Origin of the sequence: Bordetella muralis, assembly GCF_965139205.1 — a bacterium.
In the GTDB taxonomy this organism is placed as follows: Bacteria; Pseudomonadota; Gammaproteobacteria; order Burkholderiales; family Burkholderiaceae_B; genus Bordetella_A; species Bordetella_A muralis.
Window position 1 is genome coordinate 19,653 of sequence record NZ_CBCSIU010000022.1, and the last position, 12,534, is coordinate 32,186.

General features: G+C 62.7%; 9 protein-coding genes. 6 read left to right on the plus strand and 3 right to left on the minus strand.

All coding sequences use genetic code 11. The features are described 5' to 3' along the window. Positions 1-5 precede the first annotated feature (5 nt). The 3 genes from ACNA0I_RS22495 to ACNA0I_RS22505 form a co-directional block, all read right to left on the minus strand. A complete protein-coding gene (locus ACNA0I_RS22495; RefSeq protein WP_415808256.1) occupies positions 6-701 on the minus strand; it encodes a response regulator transcription factor in 696 nt (231 codons plus the stop codon). Then, a complete protein-coding gene (locus ACNA0I_RS22500) occupies positions 694-2,271 on the minus strand; it encodes a sensor histidine kinase (RefSeq protein WP_415808257.1) in 1,578 nt (525 codons plus the stop codon). The genes ACNA0I_RS22495 and ACNA0I_RS22500 overlap by 8 nt, the downstream gene beginning before the upstream one ends. Before the next feature lie 77 nt (positions 2,272-2,348). Beyond that, entirely contained in the window at positions 2,349-4,031 is a 1,683-nt protein-coding gene (locus ACNA0I_RS22505; RefSeq protein WP_415808258.1) for an ATP-binding cassette domain-containing protein, read from the minus strand. Positions 4,032-5,282: 1,251 nt separating this feature from the next. Between ACNA0I_RS22505 and ACNA0I_RS22510 the strand changes: the two genes are divergently transcribed. The 6 genes from ACNA0I_RS22510 to pheT all read left to right on the plus strand — a co-directional run bounded on the left by ACNA0I_RS22510 (position 5,283) and on the right by pheT (position 12,533). After that, positions 5,283-6,257, plus strand: coding sequence for an alpha/beta hydrolase (locus ACNA0I_RS22510; RefSeq protein WP_415808259.1), 975 nt, complete (start codon positions 5,283-5,285; stop codon positions 6,255-6,257). Between the two features lie 181 nt (positions 6,258-6,438). After that, a complete protein-coding gene (locus ACNA0I_RS22515; RefSeq protein WP_415808260.1) occupies positions 6,439-7,956 on the plus strand; it encodes a YifB family Mg chelatase-like AAA ATPase in 1,518 nt (505 codons plus the stop codon). 273 nt (positions 7,957-8,229) lie between these two features. Then, a complete protein-coding gene (gene rpmI / locus ACNA0I_RS22520; RefSeq protein WP_012249552.1) occupies positions 8,230-8,427 on the plus strand; it encodes a 50S ribosomal protein L35 in 198 nt (65 codons plus the stop codon). 15 nt (positions 8,428-8,442) lie between these two features. Further along, complete coding sequence (gene rplT / locus ACNA0I_RS22525) at positions 8,443-8,802, plus strand: 50S ribosomal protein L20 (protein ID WP_415808261.1); 360 nt, start codon at positions 8,443-8,445, stop codon at positions 8,800-8,802. A 277-nt stretch (positions 8,803-9,079) separates the two neighbouring features. Continuing rightward, positions 9,080-10,102, plus strand: coding sequence for a phenylalanine--tRNA ligase subunit alpha (gene pheS, locus ACNA0I_RS22530; protein WP_415808262.1), 1,023 nt, complete (start codon positions 9,080-9,082; stop codon positions 10,100-10,102). A 13-nt stretch (positions 10,103-10,115) separates the two neighbouring features. Then, a complete protein-coding gene (pheT, locus tag ACNA0I_RS22535) occupies positions 10,116-12,533 on the plus strand; it encodes a phenylalanine--tRNA ligase subunit beta (protein WP_415808263.1) in 2,418 nt (805 codons plus the stop codon). The last annotated feature ends 1 nt before the right edge of the window (position 12,534 follow it).

Genomic DNA, 12,534 nt, shown 5'->3' on the forward strand with positions numbered 1-12,534 from the left:
TTTTTTTAATCGGCCTTTTCTGCACCGATGGTATAGCCAAAGCCGCGGGCGGTGCGCAGTAGCGGCAGTTCTCCTTCCTGCTCGATCTTGCGCCGCAGATAACGGATATACACATCTACCACCTTGGTGCCGGGATCGAAGTCCATTCCCCAGACGTCGCGCAATATCCGTGCGCGGCTGACCACTGTGCCGGCGTGTTCCATCAGATAGGCGAGCAGCGCGAATTCGCGCGCGGTCAGTTCGATTCGGCGTTCGCCCCGATGCGCAGTTCGGGCTGCGAAATCCAACTGCAGATCGCCGACGCTGAGAGTCGTGTCCAGGGCACGGCCATCCTGGCGCCGGCGCAGCAGGGCCTGCATGCGTGCCACCAGTTCGTCGAATGCGAACGGCTTGGCCAGGTAATCGTCGGCCCCTTGCTTTAATCCCTGGATGCGCTCTTGCAGTTCTGCTTTGGCTGTCAGCATCAGAATCAGGCAACGACAGCCCTCCGCGCGTAACCGGGCGCAGACCTCGACGCCTTCCATCCGCGGCAACATCCGGTCCAGGATGATGAGATCGAATTCGCCGTCGCGAGCGGTTTCGTACCCGTGCAGCCCATCGCGCGAGACTTCGACGCTGTAGCCTTCGGCTTGCAGGCCGCGCTGCAGGAAAGAAATAATGCGAGGGTCGTCCTCGATCAGCAAGACTTTGGCGTTATACATGTTGATGTCTCAATGGCAGCCGAACGGTGAATGTCGAGCCTTCCCCGACGGTACTGCTGAAGTCGACGGTTCCGTGGTGCTTCTGCACAATCCAGCGAGCGATCGACAGGCCCAGGCCGCTACCAGCCGCCCAGCGCTCGCGCGCCGCCGTACCGCGGTAGAAGCGGTCAAAAACATGGGGCAACTCTTCGGCAGCGCAGCCCACGCCGTGGTCACGGATGACCAGCTCCGCCCGTGCGCCTGCGCGCACCGCGATCTCGACCGTCGTGCCGGCGGGCGAATACTTGATCGCGTTGTCCAACGCGATCATGGCGGCCTGCTTGAGCCGTGCCCGATCGCCCCATATGGGCACGCCTTCCGTTGGCGTATCCTGGCCCATCATCAGCCGCACCTCCCGGTGGCGTGCCAGCACGTTGGTGTCATGGATGGCCGCCAGCGCGATTTCCTTCAGGTCCAGGGCGTCTTTTTCGAACGCGATATCATCGCCTTCCGAACGCGCCAGGAACAGCAGGTCCTCGATCAGATGTCCCATTTCCTGCGCGCGCGCCACCACCGCGGTCAGAGCCTCACGGTACATCGTTTCGTGCCAGGCCTTGCCGCGCAGCGCAATCTCGGCCTCGCCCCGCAACGCGGTCAGCGGGGTGCGCAGTTCGTGGCTGATATCGGCTAGTAGGCGCACGCGCTGCTGGTCTACCAGGGTCAGCCGATGATTGGCCTGGGCCAGGTCGCGTGTGCGTTGTGCAACCTCTCCTTCCAATTGGCTCTTGGAGGCGAGCAATTGCGCGTGCTGCGCATGCAGTTGCTCGGCCATTGCATCGAAGCTGCGCGACAATACACCCAGTTCATCACGCGCCTGGCTGCCGATGCGGTAGTGCAGCGAGCCTTGTTCAATCGCGCGTGTGCCTGCTGCCAGGGCACGAATAGGGCGGCCAATGGAGCGAGTCAGCAAATAACCCGACACAGAGATCAATGCCAACAGGGCTGCCAGCAAACTCAGCATGGACACCGTCACCTTCTGTCGCAATTGTTCGGTGACAGACTCCAGCGCGTCGACCTCGGCCTGTTTGCTGCGGACATTCTCGGCAATCAGATATTCGAGCTCCGAATCCAGCCGGTTCTCGATCTGATAACGGAACAGAGCAATGGCCTCATCGCGCTTGCCGATCAAGGACAGCGCGAGCAACTCATCCACGGAGCCGCCAATGCTGTCGATGAGCAGATGCATGCGCTCATAGAGCGATAGCGTCATGATGTCGTCGCGCTCCGATTCTGCCTTGATGCGCAGATCCAGCTGCTTCAAGTCGAAGAACGATTTATAGACGTCGGCACGGGCGCTTTCGAAATCAGATAGTTCCGCAGGGCCGATCAATATCAGTTCGGCGATCTGCTCCGCGTAGCGATTCGCGTTGATCGCCAGGTCAGACGTCAGGGCCAGTTCTTTGCGTGCATGCAAAAGCCGATCGAAATAGTCCTCGGCCGTACGCGTGGCAAAGACAGAGGTGATCGCCATGACAATGACGGAAAAGGCGACTATGGATTGGAACACCCAGATCCGAGTCTTGATACTCAAGTTGTCCTCATACACTCAGAGTGCGCGAATGGGCCGCGCATCATACTTCTGCGGAGGCGCCCGGCGAGGGCATCCTTTTATATATTTACTTCCGCACATGTATGTTCTGATGTATGTAGATGTTTCGTCTCTTTAACTGATTCGAGTTGCCCTGCATCCAGACGCCATACGGCGTCGGCCGCCGACAGCCATTGCGGATCGCTGGTGACCAGCAGAATCGTTGTGCCGCGCCGGCGCAGCACTCGCGCAAGCGTACCGGTACGTACCTCGTCGAGCATGGCGTCGGCATCATCGATCAACAGCAGGCGCGGCTCACCCATCACGGCTCGTGCCACGATCAGCCGTTGCCGCAGCGCTGCGGGCAGATCGGCGCCGCGCTCGGCGATCCGAGTGTCCAGGCCACGCGGCAGGGCAGCAATGGCCTGGTGCAATTCGCACAGCTGCAAGGCGTCGGCAATCTCGGCATCATTGGCGGCACTCGCCCGGTAAGTCAGATTGCGCCGGATAGAGCCGCGCAGCAGCGGCAGGTCGGGCGAGATCATACCCACAGCCTGGCGGATAGAGGTGAGGTCATGCTCGGCCAGCGCTTGTCCATCCAATCGCACCGTGCCTTGGTCGGGATCGAACATGCGGGCAGCCAGTCCCAGTATCGTTGACTTTCCTGCGCCGCTGCTGCCTGTGACGGCGATCAGCGAACCTGCGGGCGCCTCGGCGCTGACCTGCGTGAGCGCACCCGCCACCGATACCTGGTCCAACGCCAGATGGCCCGGCCCAGGGCTCAAGGGCGGCAAGCGCCGGCCGGATGCCAGCGTGGGCAGGCGCAAGAAGCCGCCCAGCACATCCCGCGCCGCGCGGAAATTCTGCCAGAACACGAAAATACGCCCCAGATCGCGTAACGGCGAATCCAGCAGGTTGACGACCAGAATGGCCGCCAACAGGGTGCCCCAGCCCGCCTGCTGCACGCGTAGCAGGCCCGCCGCCAGCACCAACGCGGTCAGGATGGTCGATGCGGCATCCGGCACCGCACGCAGCAAAGCGGCCAGGCGAGCCTGGGATACGGCCGCCTGGGCCAGCCGCGAACTTTGTTTCTGCAGGCGCGAGCGCTCGCCGCGGGTGCGGCCGAATACGCGCACCGGCGAATAGACATTCAGTTTTTCACCCAGATTGGCAGCCATGCGGCCGCGCGCGCGCCGCAGTTCGCGCACGCGCAGGTACAGCGGCGATCCGGCGGCCGCCAAGGTTGTCACCGCCACCGCGATCGCCCCGGCGACACAGGCTGCAATGAGCGGATCGAGCCAGGCCAACACGCCCACGGCCGACACGATCGTAATCGCCGCCACCGCCAGCCGAGCCAGCCCGCGACTGACCCAGTCATTGAGCGCATTGAGGTCGGCGACAAAACGCACCATCAGGACACCCTGAGTGCGTTTTTGCAGCACGCGGCTGGGCAGATTGTTCAGATGATCGAAAAGCCGCAGACGAGTCGCCGTCAGATAACTCTGGCCCAGCCTTTCCGCCGTGGTCCGCTCTGCCATACGCAGCCACATCAGCGCGAGGCCCAGCACGGCAATTGCCGCGGCATGGGCCAGCACCACATTCGGCACAACTTCCGGTTGATGCAGCCCGTCAAAGCCATGCCGTGTGGCGATCGCGATACCCGCCATGGTGGCCGCTTGCGCGATCCCGTTGGCCAGCAGCCACGCCATCAGTCCCCGCCGGCTGCCCGCCAATACGGCCGGAAGCGGCCCGCGGCGCTTCACAGGACGGCCTGCACCGATTCCGCGCCGGTCAATTCTTCCAGCATGACCGGGTCGCCCAACGCATCCAGGCCCAGCACTGGCAGCCCGACCGCCTCAGTGGCCTCTTGGATGGCCAGGGGGGCAATGGTGATAATGCCGCTGATCGCCAGCGTCTTGAGTTGATGCCGCGCCAGCCAATCGACGCCGGCCTTGGCACCGAGCGCGTCGCGCGCGGCAAAAAACACGCCGTCGACCAACTGCTGGAATTCCGGTGATTGCAGCAGCATCGCCGTTTCCCGCTGATATAGCCCGTCGGCGATTTCCAGCACCAACACATCGATACCGGTCCTCATGGCATGCGAAGCCAGGGTGAAGCAGATGCGCAGCAGCTCAGCGTGCTCTACCTTATACGTGGACACCACGCCGGCAGAGGTGAAGTCCAGCGCAGGGCGGGCGCCGGCGTCCATCATGCGCCACAAATCGCCGCCTGCTCCGGTCCCCGTGACTTTCGCAGAACCGACGCGATATCCCGCGGCGCGAAAGCCACGTATCAGGCTCACAGCGGNCGTGGTCTTGCCGGCGTTCATCGACGCGCCGATGACGGCGTAGACGCGAGCGGTCTTGGGCTCACGCAAAGCCGGCAACGCCGCATCGGCCACGTTCAGCACCCGGCCTGTGCGATCGGCCAGCAATCCCACGGGCGTGATGGCAGTCGCAGCACCGGTTTTCGCGCTGCGCGACAACACGTTGGATGCGATGCCGCCGGCCGCGACCAGATCGCATGGGCCCAGGTCGCCGCGGATTTCTGCTTCGAACTGATCGGGGGCGTAGCGATTACCGTAAGCCACCACGATTTCGTCGCCGACAAACAAGGTGGAGCGCCGGCCATCGCGCGATTCCAGCGCCTTGTGATGGCCGAGCTTGCTCACAACCGCGAGGACCAGGTCGCCGGCGCGCGGGCTGGTCGTGGTGACCAGATCCGTAGCCATGGACAGATCCACATGGCGGGTGCTGTATGCCGTCTTGCAATGCTGCAATCGCTGGTGCAGGTCGATGTCGTACATGTCTATCTCCGCAAAATATTCGATCGTGAAAAGTTGATGTACTCACGATATCAAGCCCACCGCGCGCGCAATTGAGAAATAGAAAAGCGCCAGATTAAAAACAGGTAAGAGCCCCACGAGCTTCAAATCCGCGTGCTACAACGATTTCGCATCATCAATTCGCGCGGCACGGTGCCGCGCTGCGCACGAGGTAGGAGGCGAATCCGGTTTGAACCTGCGACACGTTTCAGATGCCGGGCATGCGCGCCGCCTCTGGCTGCGCGAAGGCCTGGCTTGCGTCTATATCAGCGACAGCACGTTGGACGAACCCCAGCCTGGCATACGTCGTGCAGTACTGGTCGTCCATGGCACCGAGCGCGACGGCCACCGTTATTGGCGAGCCTTGGACCGGGCCGCGCGCCTGGCGGGAAGCGGCATCCGCGACCAGACGTTGCTGGCTGCGCCGCAGTTCTACACGCGACGCGAGGCCCGTGCGCGGGGCCTGGGCGCATCCACGCTGGCCTGGGCGCCGCAGGCCTGGAAACAGGGCGATGCATCGCGCCACGGCACAGGTGTCAGCGCGTTTTCAGTGCTCGACGCCATGGTCCGGCGCCTGGCGTGCCGAGAACGCTTTCCCGATCTGGAACGCCTCGTTATCGTGGGGCATTCGGCGGGAGCACAATTCGTGCAACGCCACGCGGCAGCGAGTTCCGTTCCTACGTTGGCCAGAGAGCTGGGCATCGCGCTGCGCCACATCGTAGTGGGACCGTCGTCGTACCTATACCTGGACGCCGCTCGCCGCGGTCACGGACCCGGTGGCGCGTACGGCCAGCCATCAGGGCAGGCCTTGCTGCACTGCCCGGATTACGATCACTACAAATACGGCTTGCAACGGCCCAACGCGTATGTCGCCTGTGTGGACCCGGACGAGCTGCGCCGCAGCTATGCCGGCAAAGAGGTCGTCTATCTGGTGGGCGAGCACGACAATGATCCCAACGATCCGCACCTGGACCGCAGCGCAGCGGCCATGCTGCAAGGCAGCGACCGGCGCGATCGCTGTCTCGCCTACCGAGACTATCTGGCGTATTTGTATGGCGGTCTGCCGCCCAGTCATGTGTTCGAGATCGTGCCGCGACTGGGGCACGAAGGCGCTCGCATTCTGCGCTCTCCGATCGGTTTGCGCTGGCTGTTTGATATGGCGTGATGGCGGGGCGCGTTTCGTTGCGTAATTCAGGAACGCCATCCATTGCCGCCGCAAATCAGATGAAGCATTTCCTGCGCCACAAAAAAAATGCCTGAAAAGCGTGACATCGCTATCACCCTGGCACTGCCCAAACCGAGTGCATTTACGCATACTGGCCGTCGTTTTCACTTCAGACGCCGCCATGACTCTAGCCATCCTTGCCAGCCGCGCCTTGTCCGGCGCCGACGCGCCTGCCGTGCGCGTAGAAACGCATTTGGGCGTGGGACTGCCGGCCTTTACCGTGGTGGGTCTGCCAGATACCGAGGTCCGCGAGAGCCGTGAACGGGTGCGTGCCGCGATCATCAATAGCGGCTTCGAATTCCCGAACGGCCGTATCACGGTCAATCTGTCGCCCGCCGACCTGCCAAAGGCGTCCGCGCGTTTTGATCTGCCCATTGCCTTGGGCGTTTTGTTGGCGTCGGGTCAAATCGCGGTGCCAGGTGCGCATGGCGATGCCGCGCCATCGGGATTACAGAATCTGGTGTTTGCCGGGGAATTGTCGTTGACCGGGGCGTTGGTGCCCGTTGGGGCTCCCCTGGCATTGGCGCTGGCCGTTGCCCGCGATCAGCCCGGCAGCACTATGATCTTGCCTACAGCCAGTGCCGCCATGGCGGCGTGGGTTCCGGATTTGTCGGTGCTCTGTGCTGACACTCTGGCCGACGTGGCGGCGCATTTGACCGGCAGCGCGACACTATCGGCGGCGCAACCCAGTCCCTGGACCGAGGCGGTGCATCCGCCTTGCCTGTCCGACGTACGGGGCCAGCCTCTGGCCAGACGGGCGTTAGAGGTTACTGCAGCAGGCGGGCACAGCTTACTGATGGTCGGTCCGCCAGGCGCTGGCAAGAGTATGTTGGCGCAGCGGTTGCCTGGCCTGCTGCCGCCGCTTTCTCGAGTACAAGCCCTCGAAACCGCAGCATTGTCGAGTTTGGCAGGAGCGCTCGCTGCTGCATTGCCGGGCCAGCCGCCGTTTCGCGCGCCACACCATGGCGCCTCAGCCGCCGCCTTGATTGCCCCCGCTTTTCCCAGGCCGGGCGAAATCAGCCTTGCCCATCACGGCGTCCTTTTTCTGGACGAGCTTCCCGAATTCAACCGCAGGTCGCTGGAGTCGCTGCGAGAGCCGCTGGAGACGGGCAGGGTGGTCATCGCCCGGGCCAGGCATACCGTCGAGTATCCTGCGCAGTTCCAGCTCGTTGCAGCCATGAATCCCTGTCCTTGCGGCTGGCGCGGGCATCCCAAACGTCCCTGTGCGTGTACTCCCGATCAGGTGGCCCGATATGTCGGCAGATTGTCCGGCCCACTCGTTGACCGGCTCGACTTGTTGATCGAGTTGCCGGCCACAGGCACAGACTGTCTCTCCTTGCCGGCCGGCGAACCCTCCGAGTCCATACGCGAACGCGTCGCCCGTTGCCGCGAGCATCAACAGCAGCGTCAAGGATGCACCAACGCCCAACTCCACGGCCCCGATATCGATTCTCACTGCGAGCTGGATGCCGAGAGCCAGCAGTTGCTGATTCAGGCCATACAGCGTTTGCACGGCTCTGCCCGGGCCACCCACCGCGTGCTCCGCGTGGCCCGCACGGTCGCCGATCTGGACGAACAGCCCCGTATACAGGTCCGCCATGTCGCCGAGGCGCTGCAGTATCGTTGTCGTTTGCGATAGGCTGCTGCAGCCAGGATCCTGTATCGGCCCCCCGTGAATGAGGAATAGGGGACATAGTGTTCCCGGGATTGAGCGCTGCCTTGGACATTGGCCGCAATCAAATTAGACAAAAATCCCAAAACCACCATATAATCAAAGGCTTTCCCGGATCTTTCGGGGAAAACCAGAAGTGGATCCAGGTTCGGCAAGCCTTGCCGTGCCGGCAGGCGATGTGTCTGCCAGCCCGTCGAGCACCTGTGCGTCCATATTAAATTAACAAACGTAGGAATCATCATGCCCAAGATGAAAACCAAGAAAAGCGCATCCAAGCGCTTTCAGGTTCGCGGCAGCGGATCGATCAAGCGTGGCCAGGCTTTCAAGCGCCACATCCTGACCAAGAAGACCACCAAGAACAAGCGCCAACTGCGCGGTTCGGCTGCGGTCCATGAAACCAACGTGGCTTCCGTGAAAGCCATGATGCCTTTCGCTTGATAACGGAGATCTACTATGCCTCGCGTCAAACGCGGCGTTACCGCCCGCGCCCGTCATAAAAAAGTCATTGCCGCCGCCAAGGGTTACCGTGGCCGCCGCGGTAACGTATTCCGCATCGCCAAACAGGCGGTCATGCGTGCTGGCCAATATGCCTATCGCGATCGCCGCAACAAAAAGCGCACGTTCCGTGCTCTGTGGATCACCCGTATCAACGCCGCTGTGCGTGAGCAGGGTATGAGCTACAGCGTGTTCATCGCCGGCCTGAAAAAGGCTTCGATCGAACTCGACCGCAAGGTTCTGGCCGATCTGGCTGTGCGCGACAAGGCCGGCTTCGCCGCCATCGTGCAACAGGCCAAGGCAGCATTGGCCGCCTAACGTGCGCTGATCGTATCGCGCATCGCTGCAAACGGGGCTTTTTGGCCCCGTTTGCGTTTTGTCTGGGGCTGTTCTTGGACGAAGCACCCTTGTGGGGCAGCAGGCCATCGGGCGTAGTATCAGGGCTGAAGCGCCCATCGAACTGCGTCTTTAGGCAAAATGCCTCTTCGAGGCTTAGTTGCGTTTTGCCGTCGGGCCGCCCCAAGGCAAAACAGCCCCCCAGGGGGCAGCAAGCCGCCAGGCGCGGCGTGGGGGCGCATTTTATGGCACTGACTCCATGACTTTATTGGCTGAAGACCTGGTCTCCCAGGCCCAAGAACGATTCGCCGAGGCCACCGACGCCGCGGCTCTGGAAAATGCCAAGGCGCGTTTTCTGGGCAAAGAGGGCGCTCTCACCGCGTTGCTCAAGGGTCTGGGCAAGCTCGACCCCGAACAGAAACGCGAAATGGGTGGCCGTATCAATCAGGCCAAACAGCAGATCGAAGCCCTGCTGAACCAGCGTCGTGCTGAACTGGTTCAGGCCGAGCTCGATGCTCGCCTGGCTGCCGAAACCATCGATGTCACCTTGCCCGGCCGTGGCCGTGGGATGGGGGGCATCCACCCTGTGGCCCGCAGTTGGGAGCGTGTCGAGGAAATCTTCCGCTCCATTGGTTTCGACGTGGCTGACGGTCCGGAAATCGAAAACGACTGGACCAACTTCACCGCGCTGAACAACCCCCTGGACCACCCTGCGCGATCCATGCAGGACACGTTCTACGTCGATCTGCAAGACGGCGATGGTTTGCCGCTGCTGTTGCGCACGCACACCAGCCCCATGCAGGTGCGCTATGCCCGCATGAACAAGCCGCCCATCAAGGTCATCGCTCCAGGCCGTACGTATCGCGTCGACAGCGATGCGACGCACTCGCCGATGTTCCACCAGGTCGAGGGCCTGTGGATCGCCGAGGACATCTCCTTTGCCGACCTGAAAGGTGTCTACACCGATTTCCTGCGCCGCTTCTTCGAGAGCGACGATCTGGTCGTGCGATTCCGCCCGTCCTTTTTCCCGTTTACCGAGCCCTCGGCCGAGATCGACATGATGTTCACCTCGGGCCCGAACCGCGGCCGTTGGCTGGAAATCTCCGGTTCAGGCCAGGTGCACCCGCAAGTCGTGCGCAACTTCGGTCTGGATCCCGAGCGTTACATCGGCTTTGCGTTCGGCTCCGGCCTCGAGCGCCTGACGATGTTGCGCTACGGCGTCAACGACCTGCGCCAATTCTACGAAGGCGACCTGCGCTTCCTGCGCCAGTTCAACGTATAACCGACGGCTGATCATGCAATTTCCTGAATCTTGGCTCCGCGCCCTGGTTAACCCCACGATCACTACCGACGAACTGGCCCATCGGCTCACCATGGCCGGCCTGGAAGTCGAAGAAACCACCACTGCTGCGCCGCCGTTTACGGGCGTGGTCGTCGCGCACATTGTCTCGATTGCGCCGCACCCCGATGCCGACAAACTGCGCGTCTGCCAGGTTGATGACGGTTCGGGCGAGCTGCTGCAAATCGTATGCGGTGCTCCCAATGCCGCCCAAGGCCTCACTGTCCCCCTGGCCCGCGTCGGCGCCGAATTGCCCGGCGGCATGAAAATCGGCGTTGCCAAAATGCGTGGCGTCCCGTCTGCTGGCATGCTGTGTTCCGCTCGCGAACTGGGCCTGTCCCAGGATCACGCCGGGCTGCTCGAGTTGCCCGGCAGCTTGACCCCCGGTCAGTCGATCCGCGAGGCGTTGGGTCTGGATGACACGCTCTTTACCCTGAAGCTCACGCCCAACCGTGCCGATTGCCTGTCGATCCTCGGTGTCGCACGCGAGGTCGCGGCCCTGACCGGCGCTGCGCTGTCGGTTCCCACCGCCGTCGCCGTACCGGTCACCTTGCAGGACCGTTTGCCCGTGACCGTATCCGCGCCGGACCTGTGCGGCCGTTTTGCCGGCCGCGTGATCCGTGGCGTCAATGCGCGCGCCGCGACGCCTGAGTGGATGAAAACCCGCCTCGAGCGGGCAGGGCAGCGCTCGATCTCGGCGCTGGTGGATATTTCCAACTACGTCATGCTCGAATTGGGCCGTCCGTCCCACGTCTTCGATCTGGACAAGATCGGCGGCGATATCGACGTACGCTGGGCTCGCGAGGGCGAAACCCTCGAGCTGCTCAACGGCCAGACCGTCGAGCTCAACCCCAAGGTCGGTGTCGTCGTGGCCGGTGACCAGGTCGAAAGCCTGGCTGGCATCATGGGCGGCGAGGCGACCTCTGTCACGCTGGACACCACCAACATCTATCTTGAGGCCGCGTTCTGGTGGCCCGAGTCCATCGCCGGCCGTGCACGCCGCTACAAATTCAGCTCCGAGGCCAGCCACCGTTTCGAGCGTGGCGTCGACTACGCCAGCATTCCCGAGCATCTGGAATTCATCTCGCGCTTGATCATCGACATCTGCGGTGGCCAGGCCGGTCCCGCTGACGACCAGATCGTGAATCTGCCCACTCGCCAACCGGTGCGCATGCGCCTGTCGCGTTGCCATCGTGTGTTGGGCGTCCCCGTGCCTCAAGCCGAGGTCGCACAGATTTTCAACAGTCTCGGTCTGTCGTTCCAGGTCGACGGCGACGACTTCATCGTCGAGCCTCCTTCGTATCGCTTCGACCTCGAGATCGAAGAAGACCTCATCGAAGAAGTCGCCCGCATCTACGGTTTCGAGCGTCTGCCCGATGTGCCGCCCATCGCGCGTGCCCAGATGTTCTCGCAGCCCGAGCAACGTCGCGGCCCGCATACCTTGCGCCGCATGGCCGCCGCCCAGGACTACCAGGAAGTCGTCAATTACAGCTTCGTCGAGGCCGACTGGGAGCGTGACTACGCAGGCAATAACGAGCCTGTACGCCTGCTCAATCCCATTGCCAGCCATCTGTCGGTCATGCGTTCCAGCCTGATCGCGGGTCTGGTCGCCAACATCCGCTACAACGCCAATCGCAAGCAATCGCGCGTGCGCGTCTTTGAACTCGGCCGCGTGTTCCTGCGCGACGCGGCGCATCAGGATGGTCCGCTTGATGTGGCTGGTGTGCGCCAGCCCTTGCGTCTGTCGGGCGCTGCCTGGGGCCCGGCCGTTGAGGAACAGTGGGGCACGCCGACTCGTCAGGTCGATTTCTTCGACGTCAAAATGGACGTAGAGGCCCTGTTCGGCGCGCGCGCCAGCGATTTGCGCTTCGAGGTTGCGACGCATCCTGCGTTGCATCCTGGCCGTAGCGCTCGCATCGATCTCGATGGCCAGCCTGTAGGTTGGATTGGTGAATTGCACCCGCGTTGGGCGCAGCAGGCCGACCTGGCGCATGCTCCCGTGGTTTTCGAACTCGACGCTCAGGCCCTGTCGCAGGGGCAATTGCCCCAGGTGCGCGAGCTCTCCCGCCAGCCCGTGGTCGTGCGCGACTTGGCCTTGTGGGTCGATTTGTCCGTCAGCGCCCAGGCGATGCTGGACACCGTTGCCGCAACCGTCGCAGCAGATGCTACATTGGCTGTGGTGCAGGACACGCGCCTGTTCGATGTATGGCGCGACAAGCCCCAAGACGGCAAGCCCGTCACCGAGAAAAGCCTTGCTTTCCGTTTCTGGCTACAAGACACTGAAGTCACGCTGGACGAAGCTCGTGTTGCCGACTGCCTGGCCCGCATTACTCAGGCGCTCATCAGTGAACACGGCGCGCGTCAACGCACTTGAT

Bases quoted from the DNA above. Each gene is read 5' to 3' on its own strand.
- ACNA0I_RS22495 (WP_415808256.1), bottom strand. From the start codon at position 701: ATGTATAACGCCAAAGTCTTGCTGATCGAGGACGACCCTCGCATTATT.
- ACNA0I_RS22515 (WP_415808260.1), top strand. From the start codon at position 6,439: ATGACTCTAGCCATCCTTGCCAGCCGCGCCTTGTCCGGCGCCGACGCG.
- rpmI (WP_012249552.1), top strand. From the start codon at position 8,230: ATGCCCAAGATGAAAACCAAGAAAAGCGCATCCAAGCGCTTTCAGGTT.
- rplT (WP_415808261.1), top strand. From the start codon at position 8,443: ATGCCTCGCGTCAAACGCGGCGTTACCGCCCGCGCCCGTCATAAAAAA.
- pheS (WP_415808262.1), top strand. From the start codon at position 9,080: ATGACTTTATTGGCTGAAGACCTGGTCTCCCAGGCCCAAGAACGATTC.
- pheT (WP_415808263.1), top strand. From the start codon at position 10,116: ATGCAATTTCCTGAATCTTGGCTCCGCGCCCTGGTTAACCCCACGATC.